The sequence below is a fragment of the Embleya sp. NPDC025285 genome (assembly GCF_055558835.1).
Window position 1 is genome coordinate 1 of the sequence record NZ_JBVHLU010000070.1, and the last position, 23,131, is coordinate 23,131.

General features: G+C 71.8%; 18 protein-coding genes. 4 read left to right on the top strand and 14 right to left on the bottom strand.

Annotation, left to right across the window (positions count from 1 at the left end):
* Window positions 1-347: 347 nt before the first annotated feature.
* Window positions 348-3,311 carry a LamG-like jellyroll fold domain-containing protein gene (locus ACZ4FV_RS35140; RefSeq protein WP_465324395.1) on the bottom strand — a complete coding sequence of 988 codons (2,964 nt, stop codon included), beginning with the start codon at window positions 3,309-3,311 and terminating at the stop codon, window positions 348-350.
* 617 nt (window positions 3,312-3,928) lie between these two features.
* On the opposite strand from ACZ4FV_RS35140, the gene ACZ4FV_RS35145 reads away from it, so the two are divergent.
* Window positions 3,929-6,289, top strand: a complete 2,361-nt coding sequence (locus ACZ4FV_RS35145; protein ID WP_465324397.1) for a hypothetical protein — start codon at window positions 3,929-3,931, stop codon at window positions 6,287-6,289.
* Window positions 6,290-6,355: 66 nt separating this feature from the next.
* Here the strand turns inward: ACZ4FV_RS35145 and ACZ4FV_RS35150 are convergent, their stop codons facing one another.
* Window positions 6,356-7,363, bottom strand: coding sequence for an LLM class flavin-dependent oxidoreductase (locus ACZ4FV_RS35150; protein WP_395865963.1), 1,008 nt, complete (start codon window positions 7,361-7,363; stop codon window positions 6,356-6,358).
* 376 nt (window positions 7,364-7,739) lie between these two features.
* On the opposite strand from ACZ4FV_RS35150, the gene ACZ4FV_RS35155 reads away from it, so the two are divergent.
* Both ACZ4FV_RS35155 and ACZ4FV_RS35160 read left to right on the top strand, forming a co-directional pair.
* Window positions 7,740-9,515 (top strand): 3-hydroxyacyl-CoA dehydrogenase family protein, encoded by a 1,776-nt coding sequence (locus tag ACZ4FV_RS35155; protein WP_402230624.1) that lies wholly within the window; start codon window positions 7,740-7,742, stop codon window positions 9,513-9,515.
* 118 nt (window positions 9,516-9,633) lie between these two features.
* On the top strand, window positions 9,634-9,933 hold the full coding sequence (locus ACZ4FV_RS35160; RefSeq protein ID WP_465324399.1) for an ATP/GTP-binding protein: 300 nt from the start codon (window positions 9,634-9,636) through the stop codon (window positions 9,931-9,933).
* On the opposite strand, the gene ACZ4FV_RS35165 is transcribed toward ACZ4FV_RS35160, so the two are convergent.
* The 3 genes from ACZ4FV_RS35165 to ACZ4FV_RS35175 all read right to left on the bottom strand — a co-directional run bounded on the left by ACZ4FV_RS35165 (window position 9,917) and on the right by ACZ4FV_RS35175 (window position 12,719).
* Window positions 9,917-10,369, bottom strand: a complete 453-nt coding sequence (locus ACZ4FV_RS35165) for a hypothetical protein (RefSeq protein WP_395865958.1) — start codon at window positions 10,367-10,369, stop codon at window positions 9,917-9,919. The genes ACZ4FV_RS35160 and ACZ4FV_RS35165 overlap by 17 nt on opposite strands.
* Window positions 10,370-10,545: 176 nt before the next feature.
* Window positions 10,546-12,087 (bottom strand): long-chain-fatty-acid--CoA ligase, encoded by a 1,542-nt coding sequence (locus ACZ4FV_RS35170; protein ID WP_395865956.1) that lies wholly within the window; start codon window positions 12,085-12,087, stop codon window positions 10,546-10,548.
* Between the two features lie 239 nt (window positions 12,088-12,326).
* Window positions 12,327-12,719 carry an SCO5389 family protein gene (locus ACZ4FV_RS35175; RefSeq protein WP_395865954.1) on the bottom strand — a complete coding sequence of 131 codons (393 nt, stop codon included), beginning with the start codon at window positions 12,717-12,719 and terminating at the stop codon, window positions 12,327-12,329.
* A gap of 395 nt (window positions 12,720-13,114) precedes the next feature.
* Here ACZ4FV_RS35175 and nucS point away from each other — a divergent pair, with 395 nt between their 5' ends.
* On the top strand, window positions 13,115-13,774 hold the full coding sequence (nucS, locus tag ACZ4FV_RS35180) for an endonuclease NucS (RefSeq protein ID WP_395865952.1): 660 nt from the start codon (window positions 13,115-13,117) through the stop codon (window positions 13,772-13,774).
* A gap of 154 nt (window positions 13,775-13,928) precedes the next feature.
* Here the strand turns inward: nucS and ACZ4FV_RS35185 are convergent, their stop codons facing one another.
* From ACZ4FV_RS35185 to ACZ4FV_RS35225, 9 genes are all read right to left on the bottom strand, one after another.
* Window positions 13,929-14,114: a hypothetical protein gene (locus ACZ4FV_RS35185; RefSeq protein ID WP_402230629.1), complete on the bottom strand. Its 186-nt coding sequence runs from the start codon at window positions 14,112-14,114 to the stop codon at window positions 13,929-13,931.
* Between the two features lie 447 nt (window positions 14,115-14,561).
* Window positions 14,562-15,155, bottom strand: coding sequence for a GTP-binding protein (locus ACZ4FV_RS35190; RefSeq protein WP_395866498.1), 594 nt, complete (start codon window positions 15,153-15,155; stop codon window positions 14,562-14,564).
* Between the two features lie 40 nt (window positions 15,156-15,195).
* Window positions 15,196-15,600 (bottom strand): DUF742 domain-containing protein, encoded by a 405-nt coding sequence (locus ACZ4FV_RS35195; RefSeq protein WP_395865948.1) that lies wholly within the window; start codon window positions 15,598-15,600, stop codon window positions 15,196-15,198.
* Window positions 15,590-16,045: a roadblock/LC7 domain-containing protein gene (locus ACZ4FV_RS35200; RefSeq protein ID WP_395865946.1), complete on the bottom strand. Its 456-nt coding sequence runs from the start codon at window positions 16,043-16,045 to the stop codon at window positions 15,590-15,592. The genes ACZ4FV_RS35195 and ACZ4FV_RS35200 overlap by 11 nt, the downstream gene beginning before the upstream one ends.
* A complete protein-coding gene (locus tag ACZ4FV_RS35205; RefSeq protein WP_465324405.1) occupies window positions 16,042-17,937 on the bottom strand; it encodes a sensor histidine kinase in 1,896 nt (631 codons plus the stop codon). The genes ACZ4FV_RS35200 and ACZ4FV_RS35205 overlap by 4 nt, the downstream gene beginning before the upstream one ends.
* 306 nt (window positions 17,938-18,243) lie before the next feature.
* A complete protein-coding gene (locus tag ACZ4FV_RS35210) occupies window positions 18,244-19,188 on the bottom strand; it encodes an ABC transporter permease (protein WP_465324407.1) in 945 nt (314 codons plus the stop codon).
* Window positions 19,189-19,191: 3 nt separating this feature from the next.
* The gene (locus ACZ4FV_RS35215) at window positions 19,192-20,307 is read right to left on the bottom strand and encodes an ABC transporter ATP-binding protein (RefSeq protein WP_395865940.1); all 1,116 of its coding nucleotides are present in this window, start codon (window positions 20,305-20,307) and stop codon (window positions 19,192-19,194) included.
* Between the two features lie 160 nt (window positions 20,308-20,467).
* Window positions 20,468-21,958 (bottom strand): AI-2E family transporter, encoded by a 1,491-nt coding sequence (locus tag ACZ4FV_RS35220; RefSeq protein ID WP_402230635.1) that lies wholly within the window; start codon window positions 21,956-21,958, stop codon window positions 20,468-20,470.
* Window positions 21,959-22,123: 165 nt separating this feature from the next.
* On the bottom strand, window positions 22,124-23,065 hold the full coding sequence (locus ACZ4FV_RS35225; RefSeq protein ID WP_020555437.1) for a coiled-coil domain-containing protein: 942 nt from the start codon (window positions 23,063-23,065) through the stop codon (window positions 22,124-22,126).
* Between the last annotated feature and the right edge of the window lie 66 nt (window positions 23,066-23,131).

Here is a 23,131-nt window from a genome sequence, read left to right on the forward strand (position 1 = left end):
TTCCGGGGGAGCGGCGGTTGGTGAGTGCCGGTGTCCTCAAACGCCGGACGGGCTGGAGTGGGGTTGGTCCGGCTTCCGGGGGAGCGGCGGTTGGTGAGTGCCGGTGTCCTCAAACGCCGGACGGGCTGGAGTGGGGTTGGTCCGGCTTCCGGGGGAGCGGCGGTTGGTCAGTGCTCGGGTTTCGGGTGTCCTCAAACGCCGGACGGGCTGGATTGGGTGCCGGTCGGGCTGGAGTTTGTGCCGGCGGGCTGGGAGTGGTGCCGGGCGAGCTGGAGTTTGTCTCGGCGGGCGGGAGTTGGGGTGGGAGGGTGCCGGACGGGCCTGGGTGGCCCGTCCGGCGGGTGGAGTCAGGGGATGGGGCGGGCCATGTCGGCGGCTATCTCGGTGGGGGTGAGGGGGCGGTTGTAGATGCGGACGTCGTCGATGAGGCCGGTGAAGTATTCGCCCCAGACCGTGTTGCCGCCGATGCGGAGTGCGCCGCCGGCGTCGACGATCGGGCCGGTGTGCGCGGTGGACCGGACCTGGACACCGTTGACGTACAGGCGCAGCGTGGCGCCGTCGTAGGTGGCCGCGACGTGTGCCCAGGCGCCGGTGGCCAGGGGTGCGGTGCCGTCGGCGTAGGTGTCGTTGTTGGTGCCGGTGGTGTTGATGGACGTGTTGGGCGCGTTGGTGCCGTTCGCGTACAGCGCGTAGGACAGGCCGCCGCCGCGTTCCTTGAGCAGGATGGTGCGCCAGTTCGTGATCGCCGAGGGTTTGACCCAGGCCTCCAGGGTCATCCCCGTGGTGAGCGTGAGCCGGGCGCTGTGCGGCACCGTCACCATCGACGAAGTGCCGTTGAAGGAAAGCGCGTTGCCGGAATGGCCGGGGACCCAGGTGCCGCCCGTGACGGTGCCGTTGTTGCCCTGGCCGGCGTCGTCCGTGACGAGCGTGCCGCCGGCCGCGTTGAAGCCGTACTGGGCCATCAGCCCGGGCGTCGGCCCGTCGATCTCGCGATAGGTGGCGGTCAACGTGACCGGCGTCGCGGGCGCGGTGATGTTGTGTGCGGCGGCGCCGCCGTCCGACCAGGACACGAACTCGTAGTTCTTGCCGTTCAGGACCTGGGTCGAGGGTGCGGCGATGGAGGACGTGCCGCCGACGATCACCGTGCTGGTGAACGGCGCCGGGCGTTGCGAGGAGAACAGGCCCAGGGTCAGGCCCGGTGGGTTGGACGCGAGCGTGACGTTCACGGTCTTCGGGTCCAGCCGCACGCTGGTGGTCCCGGTCAGGCCGCCGGAATCGGTCGCGGTCAGCCGCAGTTCGAGCCAGGACGGGTACTCGTGGTCGACCGCAGTGAAGCTGCCCGAGGCGCCGCCCTGCCCGGTTATCTGGTGTTCGTGGCAGGTGCTGGGCGTCGTGCAGTGGTGCATGATGATCTGCCAGTTCAGACCGCTGCCGGGGATGGTGCCGTCCTGGGGGTCGGTCGCGTGTCCGCTGAACGCGATCGGGTCGCCCACCTTCCAGGTCAGTGACCCGGCCGGGGTGTCGATCACCGGGGTCGGCGGCGCGTTGCCCGCCGAGATGGTGATCGGTGCGGAGACGCCGGTCAGGCCGACCGGGTCGGTGACCCGCAGTCTGGCGGTGTACGTGCCGGACGCGGTGTAGGTGTACGAGGGGTTCGCCGCGGTCGAGTCGTCGAACGCTCCGTCGCCGTCCAGGTCCCACGCGTACGTGAGGGACTCGCCCGGGTCCGGGTCGGTCGACGCGGAGCCGGTGAACGACACGGTCAGCGGGGTCGTGCCGGTGGTCGGGGTCGCCGAGGCGACCGCGTTCGGCGCGCTGCCGGTGTAGCGGACCCGGTGGATCGCGCCGTCCTCGAAGCCGACGTAGTACACATCGCCCTCGGGGCCGGTGGTGAGCTGGACCGGGTTCGCGTTGGTCACGAACGCCTGGCGGGTGGCCGGGTCCGGGAGTCCGTCGGGGCCGGCCAGCATGCTCCACACGCAGCGCCGACTGTGGTCGGCGAAGAACATCGCGCCCCGGTACGCGGCCGGGTAACGCTGCCCCGAGTAGAAGGTCACGCCGGAGATCGCCGAGCCGCTGCCGGTCGGACAACCGTCACCCGGGGCCACCACGGCGCCGTGCTGGTAGGCGTAGTAGGGCGTCTTCACCGCCGCCGGACCCTCGGCGTAGAGGTTGGCGCACAGGTTCAGGCCGATCGACTCGTAGCCGCCCTGGCGGGACGAGCCCTCGTAGCAGGGCCAGCCGAAGTTGGCCACGGCGGCGCTCGACGGGGTGAGTCGGTCGATCTCCTCCCACGTGCTCCAACCGACGTCGCCCACCCACAGCTCGTTGGTGCCCGGCCGGAAGCCGAAGCGGAACGGGTTGCGCAGGCCGGCCGCCACCAGTCGGCGGGCGTTGGCGTCGGCGTTGCCCGCCAGCGGGTTGCCGGGCGCGCCGGCGCCGGTGGCCGGGTCGATCCGGATGATGCTGCCGTTGAGCGCGAACGGGTCGCCCGACGTACGGAAGTCCTGCGCGCGCAGGGCGCCGCCCTCGGCGGTGGGCGCGGCCAGCACGGTGCCCACCGGACTGGTGCCGTCGGCACACGGGTTCGCCGGAATCGGGTCCTTGCCCGGGATCGGGCCACTGGCCGTGGTCTGGCCGTAGTCCGCCCAGTCGAAGCTGGCACCGTCGCCGGCGGAGGCGTACAGGTAGCCGTCCGGGCCGAACCCCAGGCTGCCGGTGGCGTGTGACGGGAACTGCTGGCACCAGCCCTCGACCAGCACCTGTTCGGGGCCGGCCGTATTGCCCGTCGCGGTCAGTTTGGCGATCCGGCCGGTGACCAGGCAGCCCTTGGCCTGGGCGCCGGGCGGGTCCGGGCAGCCGTCGTCCAGGGCGCCGGCGGTGCCCCAGTAGGGCGCCGAGCCGCCGGGGCGCGCGTCGTGCGTGTACATCACGTACACCGACGGATCCGTCGGGAAGTTCGGGGCCAGGGCCAAGCCGAGCAGCCCTCGGTCCCAGAAGTTGTGCACCTTGGCCCGCAGGTCGGTGAACACCGTGGGCGTGGGGTCGGTGATCGAGTCGAACACCTTGACGACGCCGGTCTTCTCGGCGACGAAGACCCGACCGTCCTTGGCGAAGGCCACATCGACGGGTTGGGTCAGGCCGGTCAGTACCGCGTCGTCGGAGAACTTCGGCGGTACCGCCGCCGCCTGCGCGGACGCGGCGCGTGCGGTGGGCGCCGAGCCGAACAACTCGGGACCGGGTGGGCGGGACGGGGTGTCCGAGACACCCGCGGACGAGGCCGGCGACGCGCCGGCCGAGGGTATGGACAAGGCTAAGGAGGCGAGCAGTGCGACGGCGCACGCGAGCCGGGTCCCGCGCCGACTCACCCGCCGTCCCACGCGTCGCGTACGTATGGAACCGGACATGTGAGTCCCCCTGTTCCCCCTGTGCGCCGGACTGATGTGGCGCCCCTTGTGCACCATAGGGCGACTCCACGCGCATGCACCGACTTTTCGCCAAGCCCGCCGCGGTGGGCGCGCCTGGGCCGATCGGTGGGTGTGCGCCGGCGCCTCGGCGCGCTCGTACCGGCCGTTCGGCGGGCAACGGGGGGTCGGGACGCAGCCCGGCGCGATCGTCCCCGTGACCACTCGGGGGGCGCGCGCGTTGTTGTGAAGAGGGAGCGAAGGTCGGCCCGGACCCGGTCCACTCGACGGCGGGAGGTGGCAAGGTGGGACGCGGTACGGAGGGGACACGCGCAACCCATGCTCGGTCGCCCCGCCGCTCGACGCGTCGGTGCTCAACGATCTTGTCACGAACCCGGCACCGGGTATCGGTGTGCCGGCCGCGCCCGGCACACTGATCACCGGTTTCCGCCCCCCGGGGCCCGGACTTGTCCCCGGCCGCACCGGTGCGTCGAGAAACCACGACGGGGAGCACAGGGAGTGGCATGAACGGCGGCGGCAGGGAACGGCCGGAAGAAGACGGGGAAAAGCGCTTCGAGGACGACCCGCTCGAATTTCCCGCCGACGCCTCGGCACGCTCCGCGGCCGATTCGGGAAGCGGGTCGGCGAGCGGCTCCTGGGGCGACGACGCGTATCTGGACGAGTTGTTCGGGCCGCGCCCGGGTGCGGCCGAGGAGCGTGACGCGCGGGCGGTCGAGCCGCCCGGGCTCGCGTCCGGCTCGGCGCGCGCGTCCGGGTCCGCGCGGGCGTCCGCGCCGCGCATCGGTGGGGCCGAGCCGATCCGGCTCGACGACGACGACCGGTCGGGCCCGGTCCCGGGAGTGGACCGGGGCGGCGCCGACGAACCGGGGTCGGGCGCGCTGCAACTGATCGCGGGCGACCTGCTGTTGACCTTCGGCGGACCGGACGGCACCGACGCGAGTGCGATGCCCGCCGGAGCCCGGCCGCCACTGACCTCCAGGCTGCCCGGCTCGGTGCCCGCGAACGACCTGCCGCCGCTGGGCCGCGACGTGGAGATCGCCGAGCTCACCGGCCTGTTGCAGCGCGGGACGTCGGTGCGGATCGGCGGGTCCTCGTCGAGCGGTCGCACCACCGTGCTGCGGCACCTGGCCGCGCTCGACCCGGCGGAGGCGCCGGACGGGGTGGTCCTGCTCGACGGGCGCCGCCGCGGTCTGGACGACCTGCTGCAGCAGTTGCACGACGCGTGCTTCACCGGACCGGCGTACCGGCCGACCCGGCGGCAACTGGGCATCATCCTGGCCGGTGTGGCCGCGCTCGTGGTCGTGGACGACCTGGAGCTGGGGCAGGAGGACGTGCACGAGCTGCTGCGGATCGCCCCGGAATGCGCTTTCCTGGTGGCCGGTCCGGAGGTGGCGGATCCGATCGTGCGCCGGGACTCGCCGCTGCACGAGATCACCCTGGGCGGACTCCCGCAGGAGGCGTGCTTCGACCTGCTGCGGCGGATCGCCGGGCGTGAACTCGACGACGAGGAACTGGCCTGGGCCTCCGCGCTGTGGTTCCAGGTGGGCGGCCACCCGGGTCGGTTCGTGCAGGCCGGCGCGCTGCTGGGGCGGCGTGAGCGCGGGCGGTCCGGCTACGGGCTGCTCGACGACGGTACGGCGGACAGCTCGGGCGAGTTGCCCTCGCCCGGCGAGCCGAGGCAGTTCGTACCGCGCCTGGTGCCGCTGGTGTCCGCGTCGGCGCAACAGGTGCTGCGGCTGGCCTCCGCCTTGGACGGGGAACTGCCGGACCCGGTACACCTGCCGGCCCTGACCGGCGCGGTGGACGCGGTGGGCGCGGCCGACGAGCTGGTCGCGGCCGGGCTCGCGGTGCGCGAGTTCGGCCGGTATCGGCTCACCGGCGGCACCGCCGAGGCGATCGCCACGATCGTGCGCGGGCCGTCCTCGTGGGCGGTCGCGGCGATACAACACTTCACCTGGTGGGTCTCGCACCCCTCGGTCACTCCCGTGGAGATCGCGCGCGAGGCGGACACGATCCTGGCCTGCCTGCGTGAGTCGGAGCGGCTGGGCAAGGCCGGATCGGCGCGCGCGCTGGCCCGGTCCGCGGCGCCCGCGTTCGGCGCCTCGGCACGCTGGGACACGTGGGGCGAGGTGCTCGACCTGGGCCTGGCCTCGGCGCGCGAGGCGGGCGCCTCGGCGGCGTCCGACCACGCGTGGTTCCGGCACGAGCTGGCCGTCCTGGCGCTGTGCACCGGCGACACCCGGGGCGCGCGCGAGGAGGCGGTCGCGGCCACCCGGATGCGCGACGTCGGCTCGGACAAGCGCGGACTCGCGGCGGACCGCCGGGTGCTGGCGCTGGCGGGCGGCGACCGGGTCGCGGTCGCGGCGGCGGGCGGGGACGGGTCGGGCGGCGCGGCACGCGGCGGGATCGGTCGTCGCGGCGTGCTGATGACGGCGGGAGCGGCGGCGGTCCTGGTGCTGACCCTGGCCGCCGTGGTCGCGATGGGCTCGGATTCGCCGGACAAGATCGACCACCGCAATCCGGTCGGCTCGACCGGCTCGGCGGCCTTCGACCCGAACACGCCCAACCGGGGTCCGGAGGCGGATCCCAAGGCCGACCGGGACAAGCCGGCGTCCCCGACCGGCAGCCGCAAGCCGGGCTCCGGCAGCGCGACCTCGACGATCACCACGACGACCCGCGAGTCACCGCCCGCGACCACCGCCCCGGCGAGCACGGCGCGCTCGTCCAGCCCGGCCAACTCGGCGTCCCAGGGCAACAGTTCGCCCCCGACCACGACGTCGGCACCCCCACCGGCCTCGACCGCGCCACCCCAGCCGAGCACATCCGCCCCGGCCCAGCCCCCGGCGGCCGGCGACGGCATGTGAGGTCGACGAACGCGGCCTCGGCGCCGGATCCCGGGGCCGGGCGCCCGGCGTCCGGCCCCGGCGGCATCACCGCAGCGCCGGCAGTACTTCCTTCCCCAGCCGCTTCACGTTCTCCAATGTCGTCGATGCCGCGCCCCCGCCCTCGGTGAAGAGCAGGAAACGGGTGATGCCCGTGCGTTCCGCGGTGTGGGAGAGGCGGCGGACGCAGTCGGTCGGGGAGCCGACCGGGTGGATGCGGCACAGGAAGTCGGTGTATTCCGCCGGGTCGCGCATGCGGCGTTGCCGGTCGTCCACCGTCACGTGCGCCGACAGGCCCCGGCGCAGCCACCTCGGCATCGCGCCACGCAGGGTCTCGGTGGCCTCGCGGCGGGTGTCCGCGACGTAGGCGACGCTCGCGGCGGCGTGCTCGACCGCCTTGGGGTCGCGGCCGCACGCGGACGCGGCGCATTCGTAGGTGCGGACCATCGTGGCCTTCTCCTCGTCGTCGGCGTGCATGCCCAGGAGCATCGGCAGGCCGTGGCGGGCGGCGAGCGAGGCGCTCGCGGGCGAGGTGCAGGCGACGATCACCGGAGGGTGCGGGTAGGTGCGCGGACGCGGTACCACCGGCACCTTGCGGAACGCGAAATGTTCGCCCTCCGCGCCCACCCTCGGGTGGGTGAGCCAGCGCATCAGCAGGTCCAGCGACTCCGGGAAGGCATCGTCGTACCGGCGCAGGCCGGTGCCGAAGACCTCCAGGTCCACCCACGGGCCGCCGCGCCCGACTCCGAGGGTGAAGCGCCCCCCGGAGAGTTGGTCCAGCAGGGCGGCCTGCTCACCGAGAGCGACCGGGTGCTGGTCGGAAAGCACACTGATCGCCGTACCCACCCCGATTCGATGGGTACGCCCCAGTAGCATGGAGGCGAACGTGACCGCCGACGGGCACAACCCGTACGGCACGAAATGGTGTTCGGCGATCCACGCCTCGTCGAACCCGGCCTCCTCCGCGGCGATTCCCGCGTCCATGGCAGCGGTGAGCACGCCACCGTGATCGCCCGCGTCGAACTGTGCCGCCAGCAGGAAGATGCCCAACTTCATCGCGTCCTCCTTGTCGTGACCCCGTCGGCCCGGGCCGGGCGGGACCGGCGGTGGGCGGAGCGGGAGGTGGGGACAGGGCGCCCACAGACAAGACAACGCTCGAAGGCCTTCGGAGGTAATCCTTCACCTGTGATGGTTTTTCACCCGACCGGGCGGTTATCGGACCGGCGGCGCCATCGTGCGGTCGGCGACGGGGACGCTTGATCACCCATCCGAACACATATTCGGGACGGATCGAGGCGAACGGCACATCCCACCGGTCTGTGCCTGTCCGACAGGGGCTGCCATACTCCTGAAACCCCGCGGTACTACTTCGCAGTAACCAAGGCGTACTCCCGGTAGGGAGACGCCATTTCAGCAGCGAGGAGCACAGCAGATGACCCGTGACATCAGCACGGTCGGCGTGGTCGGCCTGGGCACCATGGGTGCCGGCATCGTCGAGGTCCTGGCCCGGGCGGGACTCACCGTCGTGGCCGTGGACGTCTCCGACGAGGCCATCGCGCGTGGCCGGGCCCGGATCGCCGAGTCGACCGCCCGCGCCGCGGCGCGCGGGAAGCTGACCGAGGACCAGCAGCGAGACATCTTCGATCGCATCACCCTCGGCACCGACCTGAACTCGGTCGCCGCGGCGGATCTCGTCTTGGAGGCGATACCCGAGCAGCTCGAGCAGAAGCAGGAGCTTTTCGCCCGGCTCGACAAGATCTGCGGCCCGGACACCATCCTGGCCACCAACACCTCCTCGCTGTCGGTCACCGAGCTCTCGGTGTCCACCACACGTTCCTCGCGCGTCGTGGGGCTGCACTTCTTCAACCCCGCGCCGGTGATGAAGCTGGTCGAGGTCGTCCGCACGGTGGTCACCGAACCCGAGGTGCTCGCCGACGTGGTCGCGCTCGCCGAGCGGCTGGGCAAGTCGCCGGTGGTCGCCGGCGACCGGGCCGGCTTCATCGCCAACGGGCTGCTGTTCGCGTACCTCAACCACGCGGCGTCGATGTACGAGCAGAAGTACGCCACGCGTGAGGACATCGACGCGGCGATGCGCTTCGGCTGCGGTCTGCCGATGGGCCCGCTCGCGGTGCTCGACCTGGTCGGGATCGACACCGCGTACGAGATCCTGGAGCAGATGTATCGCCAGTCGCGCGATCGCCTGCACGCGCCCGCGCCGATCCTCAAGCAGATGCGTACCGCGGGCCTGCTCGGGCGCAAGAGCGGTCGCGGCTTCTACACCTACGAGCAGGCGGGCTCGCCGGTCGTGGTGGCCGAGGCCGGCGAGACCGGCGCGGTCGCCGGCACGCCGCGCGACGTGCGCGCGGTGGGCGTGGTGGGCACCGGGACGATGGCCACGGGCATCGTCGAGGTGTTCGCCAAGTCCGGCTACGACGTGGTCTACGTCGCGCGCAGCGAGGAGAAGGTCGAGCGCGTGCGCACGGCGCTGATCCGCTCGCTGGACAAGCAGATCCAGCGCGGCCGGTTGACCGAGGAGGCCAAGGCCGACGCGCTGGCCCGGGTGACCGGCTCGACCCGGCTCGACGACCTCGCCTTCGCGGACCTGGTCGTGGAGGCGGTGGTCGAGGAACTGTCGGTCAAGCAGGCCCTGTTCGAGAACTTCGACGAGATCTGCAAGCCCGGCGCGATCCTGGCGACCACCACCTCCTCGCTGCCGGTGATCGACTGCGCGGTGGCCACCTCGCGCCCCGGCGACGTGGTCGGCATGCACTTCTTCAACCCCGCGCCGGTGATGAAGCTGGTCGAGGTGGTGCGTACGGTCGCCACCACGGACGACGTGGTGGCCACCATCCACGAGGTCTGTCGCCGCACGAGGAAGCACGCGGTGGACTGCGGCGACCGGGCCGGCTTCATCGTCAACGCGCTGCTGTTCCCGTACCTGAACGACGCGGTGCGCATGCTCCAGGCCAACTACGCCGCGGCCGAGGACATCGACACCGCGATCAAGCTGGGCGCGGGCTACCCGATGGGTCCGTTCGAACTGCTCGACGTGGTCGGGCTGGACGTCTCGCTGGCCATCCAGAAGGTGCTGTTCGCCGAGTTCCGCGAGCCCGGCTGGTCGCCGGTGCCGCTGCTGGAGCACCTGGTGACCGCGGGCTACCTCGGCCGCAAGACCGGACGCGGCTTCCGGGACTACGCGAAGCGGTAGCGCGGGCCGGAGCGCTGCGGGCCGGAGCGATGCGGCCGGACCGGTCGCGGTCGGACGGGAGTAAGTAGTACGAGAGGGGTACGGGTGCACGCGGCGCGTGCACCCGTACCCTTTTTGTGTGCCGCGTCGTAACAAGCCCACCAGCCGCTCCCGGTCCGTCGACCGGGACGAACCCCGCGACCCCAGCCTCGGCTTCGAGGAGCGCGAGTCGGGGATGGACGGGGATTGGCTGGTGCGACCGATCAGCGGTCAGGCCGCGACCAAGACCTACCGTTGCCCCGGATGCGACCACGAGATCGCGCCGGGCGTGCCGCACGTGGTCGCGTGGTCCGCGGACGGCCGGGTCGAGGAGCGCCGGCACTGGCATCGCCCGTGCTGGAACAGCCGCGGGCACCGGCGGATCACCCGGCGACGGTAGAGGCCCCGTCCCGACCCGTGGCCATCCGTCGACCGGTCGGGCGCCGGGGGCGGGTCGCCAGCGTCGCCGCGAGCAGCAGCGCCAGGGCCGGCAGGGTCACCGCGAGCACGATCGGGAAGATCAGCGCGACCGCCGAGCTCGCCACATGCAGACCGGCCGCGCCGATCAGGCCGACCCGGGAGGTCGATCCGGTGTGCAGCCGATCCCGCAGGTTGTTCACCGCCCAGACCGACCAGATCACGATCACCAGGCCGAGCAGCACGAAGAAGGCGGCCCCGAGGGCGCCGGCCGCGGTCCCCTTGCTCGCGTACCGGTCCGACAGCGCGTTCATGACCACGATCGGCGCGACCACGCCACAGCCGACGACCGCGGCCACCGCCTCGATGGTCAATGTCACGACCGCCGCGTACGTCACGATCCCCCGGGTCACCGTCATAAGCCGCGATCGTGCCCGCTGGGCGCGGGTTTGTCGAGAGTCCGTTCGAGTCCGGTGGGGGCGCCGGCCGGGCGTGAGGCGTCGCCCCGGCGCCGGTCCCGGGCGCCGGGGCGGTGGGTCCGCTCAGCCGCGTCGCCCGATGCGCAGCGAGACGTAGCGGTCGAGCATGGTCGGGTTCACGCCTGGGTCGTCCTCTCTCGCAGCACGGACTTGCGCACCTTGCCGGCCGCGGTCAACGGCAACGCGTCGACGAACTCGACGCTCCTGGGCGCCTTGTAGCCGGCGATCAACGTCTTGACGTGGGCGCGGACCTGCTCGGCGGTCAGCTCGCGATCCGGGTGCAGGACCACGACGGCGTGCACCCGCTCGCCCCACGTGGGATCGGGCAGACCGATCACCGCGCAGGCGGCGATGTCGGGGTGCGCGTTGACCGCGTTCTCCACCTCGGCGCTGTACACGTTCTCCGCGCCGGTGACGATCATGTCCTTGAGCCGGTCGACCACGGTGACGTAGCCGTCGGTGTCCATGAACCCCAGGTCGCCGGTGTGCATCCAGCCGTCGCGCAGCGCCTGTGCGCTCTCGTCGGGCCGGTTCCAGTAGCCGAGCATCACGTGGTCCCCGCGCGAGACGATCTCGCCGACGTCGCCGCGCGCCGCCTCGCGCCCGTCGGAGCCCAGGATCCGTACCTCGGCGTGGTGGCACGGCCGACCCGCCGAGCGCAGCCGCGTCGGGTCCGCGTCCAAGTGGTCCTGTGGCATCAACAGCGTTGCCAGCGGCGAGAGTTCGGTCTGGCCGTAGGCCTGGACCAGGGCGGTGCCGGGCAGCGCCTTGAGTACTCGCTCCAGCAGCGCGGCGGTGATCGGCGACGCACCGTAGGTGAGCAGCCGCAGCGAGGACACGTCGTACTCGGCGAACCTGGGGTGTTCCAGCACCATTTGCAGCATCGTCGGGGCCAGGAAGACCTCGGTGATCCGCTCCCGCCGGATGGTCGCGGCGACCTGCTCGGGCTCGAAGAACGGCAGTACCACCTGGGGGATCCCGACGATCGAGGTCATCAGCGACACCCCGAACCCGGCGATGTGGAACAGCGGCGCGGCGTGCAGCACGCGCGCGTCCGGCACGATCCGGAAGGCGGCGGTGGCGACCAGGCCGCCCATCGCGGACGCGAGCAGGTTGTCGTGGGAGAGCATCACGCCCTTGGGGAATCCGGTGGTCCCGCCGGTGTAGAAGACCCCGGCGAGGTCGTCGCCGCCGCGGTTCGCGTCCGGGATCGGCTCGGCCGCCGCCAGCAACTCCTCGTAGTCGTGCGTCCCGGGCCCGGTCGGCGCGATGCCCATGTGCACGACCTCGCGCACGCTCGACGAGGCGGCGCGCAGCGCGGGCACGAGCGGGGCGAACGTGTCGTCGACGAACAGTACGCAGGTCTGCGAGTCGTCCAGGGAGAAGGCGATCTCGGCCGCGCTCCAGCGGATGTTCACCGGGTTCAGCACGCCGCCGGCCCACGGGATCGCGCTCAGACACTCGAGGTAGCGGGACGAGTTCAGGGCCAGGATCGCGACCCGGTCGTCGGCACCGACGCCCAGATCGCGCAGCGCGCCGGCGACTTTGGCGACGCGCTCGCGCAGTTCGTGGAACGTGGTGCCCGCGCAGCCGTCGATCACGGCCGTGCGCTCCGGGGTCTGCTGGGCCCAACGGTGCAATGGCTGGGTGATGCCCATGGGCTGCTCCTCGCGTGGGAGGGGAGGGAGGGGTGCGCGGGTGCGGGCGGTGCGGCGTGACGTGCGTGTGGGCGACATGGCGCGACGGTGCGGTGCGCGCGGGGCGCGGGTGAGCGGCTGCGCGGGTATCCGCGGGCCGGATCGGGGGTCCGGGGCGCGCGTGCGCGGGGAGCCGGGTATGCGGAGGCGCGGGCACGCCGTCAGGCCCGCCCGCGCCGCCGAAGGGTTCCGAAGCGGTGTCAGCAGTCGCGCAGCGTCGGCGACTGGTTGAGCAGTTGGCCCCGGATCGAGGTGAACTTGGCGTACCGGTCCGCGTCCAGGCCCTCGACCGGGAAGACCGCGACCCGGTGGCAGTTCTGGAACGCGAGCTTGACCCCGAAATGCCGTTCCATCGAGCCGCGAATCGCGTCCGAGGCCAGCGCGCGAAGCAGTTGCCCGCGCTCGGTCTCGGTGGCGGGCGGCACCTGGTTGTCCGCGAACGGACCGCCATCCACTTGGAGTTGCGTCGCCAACGAGGAAACGAGATGCCAGGCGTAGGGCAGCGAGGTGCGCACGCAGTCGACGAACTCGGCCTCGTCCACGTCACCGCGTTCGGCCTGTTCCAACAACTTCGGAGGCACATCGAGCGACATCGGTGCTCCTTCCGGCCGGGACGTACGCAAGTTCGCCCGGCGGTACGGGTCGTGTCCGGTACGTAGCAGGTGGCGCCCATGCTCCGATCACGACACGCCCCGAACGCCCATCCGCGCGGCCCGCACCGTCTCCTGACTCACCGTAGGACATCGGGCACACGTTGCTCCATAGCGAACGGTCGGTGAACACGACCAGGAACGCGCGACCGCCCGTCCGTACTCCGGCCCGGTCCGGGGCCGTACCCAGCGGTCGTACGGACGGATCCGCGTGCCGAAGGCGGCCTCCGGTCCCGGCCGGACGGCCCCGGGGCGCCGCCATGACGTGCGTCACACGGGTCGAGGCGCCGATGAGGGGATGGCCGAGTCAGGGGTCGCGAAGGCGGTAGCGTCGGGGCATGCGTCTCGTCATCGCCCATTGCTCCGTGGACTACGTCGGGCGACTCACCGCCCACCTGCCGTCCGCCCCCAGGCTCATCCTCGTCAAGCGGGACGGGAGCGTGTCCATCCACGCCGACGACCGCGCGTACAAGCCGCTGAACTGGATGAGTCCGCCGTGCACCCTCAAGGAGGGCGACGGCGTGTGGACGGTGATCAACAAGGCCGGCGAGAAGCTGATCATCACGATCGAGGAAGTACTGCACGACACGTCGCACGAGCTGGGCGTGGACCCCGGCCTGGTCAAGGACGGCGTCGAGGCCCACCTCCAGGAGTTGCTGGCCGATCGACTGGACGCGCTGGGCGCCGGCTGGACCCTGATCCGCCGCGAGTACCCCACCCCGATCGGCCCGGTCGACATCCTGTGCCGAGACGCGGACGGCACCACCGTCGCGGTCGAGATCAAGCGCCGAGGCGAGATCGACGGCGTCGAACAACTCACCCGCTACCTCGAACTGCTCAACCGCGACACCCTGATCGCCCCGGTCAAGGGCGTCTTCGCCGCCCAGGAGATCAAGCCCCAGGCCCGTGTGCTCGCGGTCGACCGGGGCATCACCTGCGTCACCTTGGACTACAACGCCCTACGCGGCACCGAGGACGACAAACTGAAGCTGTTCTGACCGGTTCGGCGCCGGGACCGACCCTCGGGACCCGGGGACCGGTCCCGGCGCCGAACTTCCGCCAGGCGTGGAGCCGCCCGGGGTGGCTCGACCCGTGTGTCGGAGCCTGCCCGGCGCCGATTGCGGACGAGCGGTGGTGGTGGGGCTTCCCCGGTCATGGGCGTGGTGCTCGCTGCCGGCGCAGATCCCGTCGGGTGCCCGGTTGTTCGCGGGCTTCGGAGAGGGCGGTGCGCAGGACCGCCGCCCGGTTCACGCCCGGGCGGAGCAGGGTGCGGGCGAGAAGCTCGGCGAGGACTCCCGGGGTGAGGAGCTCGGAGGGCTTGCGGATTCCGGAGTACACGTCGAGAGGGGGCGGGAGCCTTCCGGACGGGCGGCCATGGAGCGCATGAGGGTTTCTTCGAGGGAAGTCACGGCGGTGGAGCGGGCCAGGGTGTAGGTCCAGTGGTAGGTCTAGCGGCATTCGTGGTCTCGGTGACGCTGCCAGGACGCGGTCGCGGCGCGTTGGGCGAAGATGCCGACGAGGGGCCGGTCCGGTTTGCCGCGTGGGCGGCGGGCGCCGGTCTCGATCGCCTCGTCCGGCACCCGGTGGAAGTGGAAGACCACCTCCGGGTGGGAGAACTCGTCCGGGCCGGCGAGCGCCTCCGGGCCCGAACCGCCCGGCGTCCAGGCGGATCACCGAGGACACGTTCCCCCGGTGGTCGTCCACGAGTTCCACGCGGGCCGGACACGTGCCCGATCGCACGCAGGGTGAGGTCGCCGTCCACGGGTTCCGAGGTGTCGTCCGTCCCTACGGGGTGAGGTCCAGCGCGTGCACGACCAATTCGGCCAGGGCGTCCACCGCGCTCTCCCGCACCCGCGCGTCGCATTCGGTCATCGGCGTGCGCGGGCTGATCGACAGCGCGTCGCGCAGGTCCTCCTCCGGATAGCGCGGCGCGTCGTCGAAGAGGTTGACCGCGACCACGAACGGAATGCCCGATCGCTCGAAGTAGTCCACCGCCGGGAAGCTGTCCTCCAGCCGCCGGGTGTCCACCAGGACGATCGCGCCCACCGCGCCGCGCACCAGGTCGTCCCACATGAACCAGAACCGGTTCTGCCCCGGGGTGCCGAACAGGTAGAGCACCAGGTCGCTTTCCAGGGTGATCCGGCCGAAGTCCATCGCGACCGTGGTGGTGCGCTTCTCCGGCAGGCCGGACAGGTCGTCGACGTCCTCGCTGAGCACCGTCATGACCGATTCGGTGGTCAGCGGCGGGATCTCCGAGACGGCCGCGACCAGGGTGGTCTTGCCGACCCCGAAGCCGCCCGCGACGACGATCTTCGTCGAGGTGATCGGCGGTCCCTCGCCGATCCGTCGACCACCGGCGCCGGCCGCGGGCAGCGGGATGGCCGGAACCTCGTCGCCGAGCCCGCCGGTCCCACCCAGATCAAATTTTGCGTAGTCCACCGAGCACCCTCTCCAGCAGCGCGCGATCGGGGCGGCCGGCCTCGTGCTCGGCCTGGTACACGCTGATTCGGCCCTGCGAGGCCAGGTCGCTGATCAGGACCCGGACCACGCCGAGCGGCATGTGCAGGATCGCGGCCACCTCGGCCACCGAGCGCACCCCTCGGCACAGGTGCACGATCCTGGCGACCTCGGGCATGTCGCCCGTGCCGTCCTGCGGACAGTCCAGGGTGGTGACCAGCGTCTCCACCAGCAGTACGTGGCCGTAACGGGTACGGCCTCGGGTCAGCGTGTAGGGGCGTACCCGCGAGGTGCGACCGCCCGGTTCGGGTCTGGTCGGATATCCCCGCTCGGTGTCGTAGTCGGAAAAACCGCCGTCAGGAGCCAACGCGACCACCTCCACGGTCCTGGTGCATCTGTGCGCGCAGGGCCGGCGTCAGGACGTGGCCGGCGCGCCGTACGAACGAGGTCATCTGATAGGCGATCACGCCGAGGTCGGCGGACCCGCCCGCGTGTACGCCCAGACAGGATCCGTCGCTGATCGACATCGCCACGACGTAGCCCTCGGCCATCGTGACGATCTCCTGGCGGACCGCGCCCATGTCGAGCACGCGCGAGGTGCCCTCGGCCAGGGCCACCAGGCCGCTGACGATCGCGCCGAGTTGTTCCTCGGCGTCCTCCGCCGCGGCGGCCGCGTCCGGGCCGCGCGCGCTGGCCAGCATCAGGCCGTCGGAGGAGACCAGGACGACCTCGCGGACCCCCGGGACATCCCCGGCGAGGCCGGCCACCAGCCAGTCGACATCGCGTGCCGTGGTGCCATTCGACCCGGTCACCGGTCTCCACCTCCTGTCTCCTCCCGCGCGTCCGGCGGGAAGGTGGGTTCTTCGTCGGACGACCCGACCGGATCGGTCGTGTCGCCCTCCCGGCGGGCCGCCTCCAGACCTTCCTGAAAGCCCGTCAGTTGCCTGCGCAGTTCGGCGGCGGAGAGCGTACCGGTGTCCCGGGACGCCTCCGCGGGGGGCACGATGCGCATCGCACCGCTGTTGTCGCCCGCCACGAGGCGCTTGGGCAGCCCGCGCCGGGTCCGGCCGACCGAGGAGACGGCGGGCCCCGTTCCGTCCCCGCTCGCGGCCGCCTGCGGCTTCGCGGGCGCGGCCGACCGCGCCCGCGGCTCGGCGGCCGCGGTACGGCGGGCGGGCGGCGCGACCCGCGGCACGTCCCGGGCATTCGCGGCGGCGGAAGCGGTCGAGGCAGCCGATGTGGTCGAAGCGGGCGACGTGGTCGAACCGTTCGAAGCCGCGGAGGGGTTCGAGGCATCCGAGCCGTGCGAGCCGTCGGAGGAGTTCGAAGCGGCCTTCGGGGTCGTCCCGGGCGGCGGGGCCTCGGCGCCGTCCTCGCCCATCAGCGCCTCGACCGCGGGGAACAGCGCACCCGGCGCGACCAGTTTGGCCGCCGCCTCGTCCGGTGCCGGCTCGGGGTTGGCCGCCGGCGTGCGCTTGGGCAGCCCCTTCGGCGTCCGGGCCGGCGGCGCGGCGTCCTCGCGCGGCACCACCGGACCGCGCGACGCGGGCGTGACCCGGGTCGCCGCGGCGGGCTCGATCGCGACGGCGGGCGCGGGGTTCGCACCGACCGGTCGGGCCGACGGCAGCGCCAGTCGGGCCGCGCCCGGCGGGATCGCCCGCGCGCCGGGAGCCACGCCCGGGATGGCCATCCGGTCCCGCTCGCGCTCCTGCTCCCGGTCGCGCTCGGCGGAGAACTCGGCGGGGGAGGGGCCCTGACCGTGGAAGGCCGCGGCGGGGATCACCACGACCGCGCTCAGGCCACCCTGCGGGCGCGGGCGCAGTTGCACCCTGATCCCGTGTCGGCGGGCCAGCCGGCCGACGACGAACACGCCCAGGCCGCCGCCACTGGCGGCCTCCTCCTCGGCGCTGTCCCGCTCGATCTGCGAGTTCAACTCGGTGAGCCGGTCCGCCGGTACGCCGATCCCGTTGTCGTCCACCGACAACACGACCTCGCCGTTCTCCAGCGTCCAACCGCCGATCTCCACCCGGGACTCGGGCGCCGAGTACGCGGCGGCGTTCTCCAGGAGTTCGGCGAGCAGGTGGCCGACGTCGTCGGCGGTGCGCCCGAGTACGTCGGCGCGCGGTACGTGGCCGACGTCGATCCGCTCGTAGCGCTCGATCTCGGAGACGCCGGCGCGGACCACGTCGAGCAGCGGGATCGGTGGGCGCCGGCCGCGCCGTTCGTCCGCGTCCGCGAGCACGAGCAGGTTCTCGCTGTTGCGGCGCATCCGGGTGGCGAGGTGGTCGAGCCGGAACAGGTCCTGGAGCCGCTGGGGTTCGTCCTCGCCGTGTTCGAGCTTCTCGATCAGGTCCAACTGCCGCTCGACCAGGGTCAGCGTGCGCATCGACAGGTTCACGAACACGTCGTGCACCCGGCCGCGCATCAGGGTCTCCTCGTCGGCGAGCGCCGCGCGGCCGCGCAACAGCTCGTCGTGTTCGGCTTCCAGCCGGGCGCGTTCGGCCTCCAGCCGGGCGCTCTCCGCGGCTTGACGCACGGTCAGCTCACGGAGTCGGGCGATCCGCCGCTCGGAGACCCGATGGCGCAACCACGCGGCGATCGAGGACAGGGCGACGGCGGTGGTGAGCAGCGTGCCCGCGAGCACCGACTCCCACACCGTCTCGGAGTTGCCCAGCAGGACGACGGCGGTGGCGATCCCCGCCAACGCGAAGACGGCCGCCGCGGAACCGAGCCCGGCCGCCAGTCCGCCCCCCGAGCGCCGGCTCTGGTGAACGGGAGCGGGGACGCGCACAGATGCCGCGTCCGCTGCGTTGGGTGTTCCTGGATCCCCCTGCCCATACATGGGACGTGAGCATATCGTCGGACTATCTCCGGATGTATCTTCCGTGGTTGCGCGAGTCGCCCCGAAAACGGCCGAAAGGCCCCGCCCGACGACTGTCGAGCGAGACCTTTTCGGTATGCGGACCAACATTTTTGACGAATGGTCAGGCAAACCGCCGGACCGGACGGGTCACACGTCGCGCGAACGCATCCGTACCCCGCCCGCGATCAGCGCGAGCGCCGCGTACGCCGCGATCAGCAACAGCGAGGGCCACGGACCCGGACCGCCGTCGTCGCCACCACCGCCGATCAGCTTGCCCAGGGCGAACATCGGCGAGTACTCCATGACCTTCTCGCCGACCGACTGCGGCAGGAACGGGCCGATGATCATCGGCAGCAGGATGGCGCCCATCAGCGCGGTGATCGCGCCCGCCGAGTGCCGCAGCAGCACGCCCAGGCCCAGCCCGAACAGACCGATCACGGCCAGGTAGAGCGAACCGCCGACGACACTGCGGAACAGGTCCACCTCGGCGGTGGAGTCACCGATCCGCGAGGTGAGCATCGCCTTGCCGAGCACGGCGGTCAGGCCCATCGTGACCACGCCGACCACGAACATCAGGCCGGCGAAGACCACACCCTTGGCCGCCAGCACCTGGAGCCGGCGCGGGTACGCGGTCAGCGTGGTGCGGATCATGCCCGTCGTGTACTCGGCGGAGATGGTCAGCACACCCAGCGTCGCGGCGGCGAGCTGCGCGACGATCACGCCGATCAGCGCGATGCTCACGTAGTCGTCGTCGGCATCCGGGCTGACCGTGCCGGCGAGCAGCACACCCAGGCCGAGGATGAGCAGCACCATCACGACCAGCGTCCACATGGTCGAGCGGACCGTGCGGATCTTGGTCCACTCGGACAGCAGCACCCGGCCGAAGCCCGCGTTGCCGCCGCCGACCTGCCCGCCGACCTGCAACTGCTGGACCGGCGGGTACGGCGCCTGCTGACCGGGCGGCGGGAACTGCTGTTGCGCCTGTTGCCCCGGCGGCGGGAACTGCTGGGTCTGCTGCGGCGCGGCCATCTGCGCCTGCGGCATCACGTGCGGTTGGCCCTGCGGCATGGGGGGCGGAGTGTTCTGCGCCATCGCTCAGCCCTCGCTTCCGTTGGACTGCGGCTTGGACAGGGACGGGGCACCGGCGGGCGGCGCCCCGGCGGGGGCTCCCCACGGTGCGCCGGGCGCACCCTGCTGCTGTGGATAACCGGCCGGGCCGGCGAACTGCGGAGCACCCTGCTGTGGATAACCGGGCGGCGGTGCCATCCCGGGCGGACCCCATCCGGGCGGCGGACCGCCCGGCAGCCCGGCGCGGTACTCCACGCTGTGCTGGGTCATTCGCATGTAGACCTCTTCGAGCGAGTCGAAGCGCGGCGACAACTCGTGCAGCGCGATGCCGTGCTCGGCGGCGAGGTCACCGATCACCGTCGGGGGCAGCTCGTGCACGCGGAACGAACCGGGCACCGCCTGGTCGGGAGTGATCGTCGCCCCCTTGCCCTGGAGCAGCGGCTTGAGCCGGTCCACCTGCGGCGAGCGCACCACGGTGAAGGACTGCGAGTTGGTCTCGATGAAGTCGCGCATCGAGGTGTCGGCGATCATCCGCCCCTGACCGATCACGATCAGGTGGTCGGCGGTCACCTCCATCTCGCTCATCAGGTGGCTGGAGACGAACACGGTGCGGCCCTCGGAAGCGAGCTGCTTCATCAGGTTCCGGATCCACAGGATGCCCTCGGGGTCGAGCCCGTTGACCGGCTCGTCGAACATCAGGATGCCGGGGTCGCCCAGCAGCGCCGAGGCGATGCCCAGCCGCTGGCCCATGCCGAGCGAGAAGCCGCCCGCGCGCTTCCTGGCGACCTGCGTCAGGCCGACCATCCCCAGCACCTCGTCCACCCGGCGATTGGGGATGCCGTTGCTCTGCGCGAGGCACAGCAGGTGGTTGTACGCGGTACGGCCGCCGTGCATCGCCTTGGCGTCCAGCAGCGCGCCCATCTCCCGCAGCGGGGCTTGGACGTGGTCGTACGGGCGGCCGTTGACCGTGACGTTGCCGCCGGTCGGCGCGTCCAGCCCGAGGATCATCCGCATGGTGGTCGATTTGCCGGCACCGTTGGGGCCGAGGAAGCCGGTCACCGAGCCCGGACGCACCTGGAAGGAAAGCTGATCCACCGCCAGCTTGTTTCCGTAGCGTTTGGTGAGCCCTCTCGCTTCGATCATCTGTTGCCGCACTCCCAGGATGGTTTCGGTGCATGAGTCTGTGAAGGGTTCGAGCTTAGGCCGAATCGCCGCCGAGCACGGCCGCCGCGCGTCGGGCCCGTGCTGGGTCACGAGTTCGAGGGAAGTCCCGCAGCATCATCCTCGAGGACGATTGACAGGCTCACGCCTGATCCTGTCGAGGTGTGACCACTTCGCGAAGTATGAGCAGTACGGCGGCCGCGATCGGAATCGCGAGCAATGCCCCGGTCACCCCGAGCAGCGCGCCCCCGACCAGCGCCGCTATCACCGTGATCGCCGGCGGTACGTTCACCGCGCGGTTCATCACCCGCGGATAGATCAGGTAGTTCTCGAACTGTTGATAGGCCAGGAAGAAGATCACGCAGGTGAGCGCCTTGCCGGGGGAGTCGAAGAAGACCACGAGCGACACCACCGCGGCGCCGATGGTGGCGCCGATCATCGGGATCAGGTCGGTGAACGCGATCACCAGGGCCAGCGGCAGCGCGTAGTCGTTGCCCAGGATCATCAGGAAGATGAACGAGGACAGACCCGCGCAACTGGCCACGATCAGCGCGCCGTTCACATATCCGCCGATGCCCGACAGGATCTCGTCGCCGAGCAGCCGCACCCGCGGTCGGCGCGACTTCGGGAACAGGTTGTACAGGTGCTCCTTGATGCTGGGCAGCGCGCCCAGGAAGTACAGCGTCAACACGATCACGGTGAGCGTGTCGAACACCGAGGTCAGCACCATCTTGCCGAAGCCCCAGAGCCCACCCGCCACGTTCTCCGCGGTCTTGGCGTTGGCCGCCCAGTCCTTGGCCCGGGTGACGATGTCGTACTTCTCGTCGAGCTTGCGGAATCTCTCGTTGTTGCGCAGCTCGGTGAGGCTGTCGGGGATCGAGTTGATCAGATTCGAGGTCTGCTCGACCAGGGGCTGGGCGATCGCGGTGACGAAGCCCGCGGCCACGATCACGAAGCCGAGCGCCACCGCGCACACCGCCCAGCGCCGGGGCAGGCCGCGACGCTCCAGCCGTTCGACGAACGGGTTCAGGCCCGCGGCGAGGAAGAACGAGATCAGGATGATGATCAGGACGTGCTGGATGCCCATCACGGCCTGGGCCAGGAACCACGCGGTGATCAGCCCGAGTCCGCCGATGAAGCCGATATAGAACGGCGACGACCGATGCAGCGGCCGGCCCGGATCGCCGAATCGCGAGCCGATCCCGGTCCACGGCTCGACCGTGGGCGAGTCCGAGTCCGAGCCCGAGTCCGAGGCGGGTGTCGAGGCCGATGTCGAAGCGGACGCCGGGGCCTTGGCGTCGGCCGGGACCGGTACGGAGGTCCCGGTGTCGTCGCCGGCCGGGGCCGCCGGGCCCGAGCCCGACGCGCCGGCCGCCGAGCCGGGCTGCGCCGACGCGACCTGGGCGGGCACCCGCGCGGGCGCCGGTTCGTCGGTCGAAGTCGTCGGCGCGGTCCCGGGCTTGCCCGGATCGGCAGGAGCCGCCGCGTCCGCACCGGCCGCGGGCGGTGCGTCGGGAGCGGCCCCGTCCACCCCCGCGCCCGGATCCGGGGCGGTACCGCCGGCGGGCGCCCCCGATCTGCGCCGCGGCCAGATGTTGCCCAGTCGACCCATGCCCCGTTGCTCCTCGTCCACCCGTTCGGATCCGCCGACTCGGCGCGGCGCGCGCGATCGGCGCGCGCCCCGAGATCGCGTCATGAAAATGCGGCCGGGCGGCGGGCGGGTCCTCGTGGAACCCGTCCGCCGCCCGGCCGCCGAAACCGGCCCCTACGGCCCGTACCGATGCCCCCCGAGAGAGGGTCAGCGGCTCTGCTGTGCCGGTACACCCGGCATCTTGTCGTCGTCGTCATCGATGCTCACACCCGCGGCGGCGACGGCCGCGCCGGTGAGGGTCGCCAGCATCTCGCGCACGTTGGTGAGCTGCGCGTTGATGCTGTCCCGACGGTGGGTCAGCGCGGCCAGCTCGCGCTCGGACTCCGAGCGGATCCGGTCGGCCTTGGCACGCGCGTCGGCGACGATGTCGTCGGCCTGGCGCTGCGCCGTCTCGATCGTCTGACGCGAACGACGCTCGGCGTCGGTGCGCAGCTTCTCCGCCTCCAGGCGCAGTTGCTCGGCCCGGTGCTCGACCTCGGACAGGCGCTTCTCGGCCTTGGCCTGACGGGCCGCCAGGTCGCGCTCGGACTGCTCGCGGCGCTTGGCCAGGTTGGTCTCGAAGTCCGCGGCGGCCTGGGCGGCCTTGGCCCGGGTCTCCTCGAAGAGGGCCTCGGCCTCCTCGCGCTTGGCCGACGCGTCCTTGGCCGCCTCGCCACGAAGCTGCGCGGCGTCGCTCTTGGCCTTGTCGAGGATCCGCGAACCCTCGTCCTCGGCCTTGGCCTTGCGCTCCTTGCCGTACTGCTCGGCGTCGGAACGCACCTGCTGCGCGGCGGCCTCGGCCAACTCGCGGTGCTGATCGGCGGCGCGGCGGGCTTCCTCGCGCAGGTCCTTGGCCTCTTCCTCGGCGAGGCGGAGGATCTTCTCCACCCGGGCGCCGAGACCGGCGTAGGAGGGTTCGGCGTCGGCGAGTTGAGCCTGCGCGTTCTGGCTTTCGAGGTGCAGTTCCTCGATCCGCTTCTCCAGCGCCGAGATCCTCGCGAGCGCGCTGTCACGGTCCGACACGAGCTTCGTGATGCGGTCGTCAACCTGCGAACGCTCGTACCCACGGCGGACGATGTCGAAGCCGTGCGGAGAGTTAGTGTCGCTCATGGGGTTCCTGTCGTATGACGGGTGCGGTGAATGAGGTGACGGGTGGAATCCTGGCACGAATCGGGC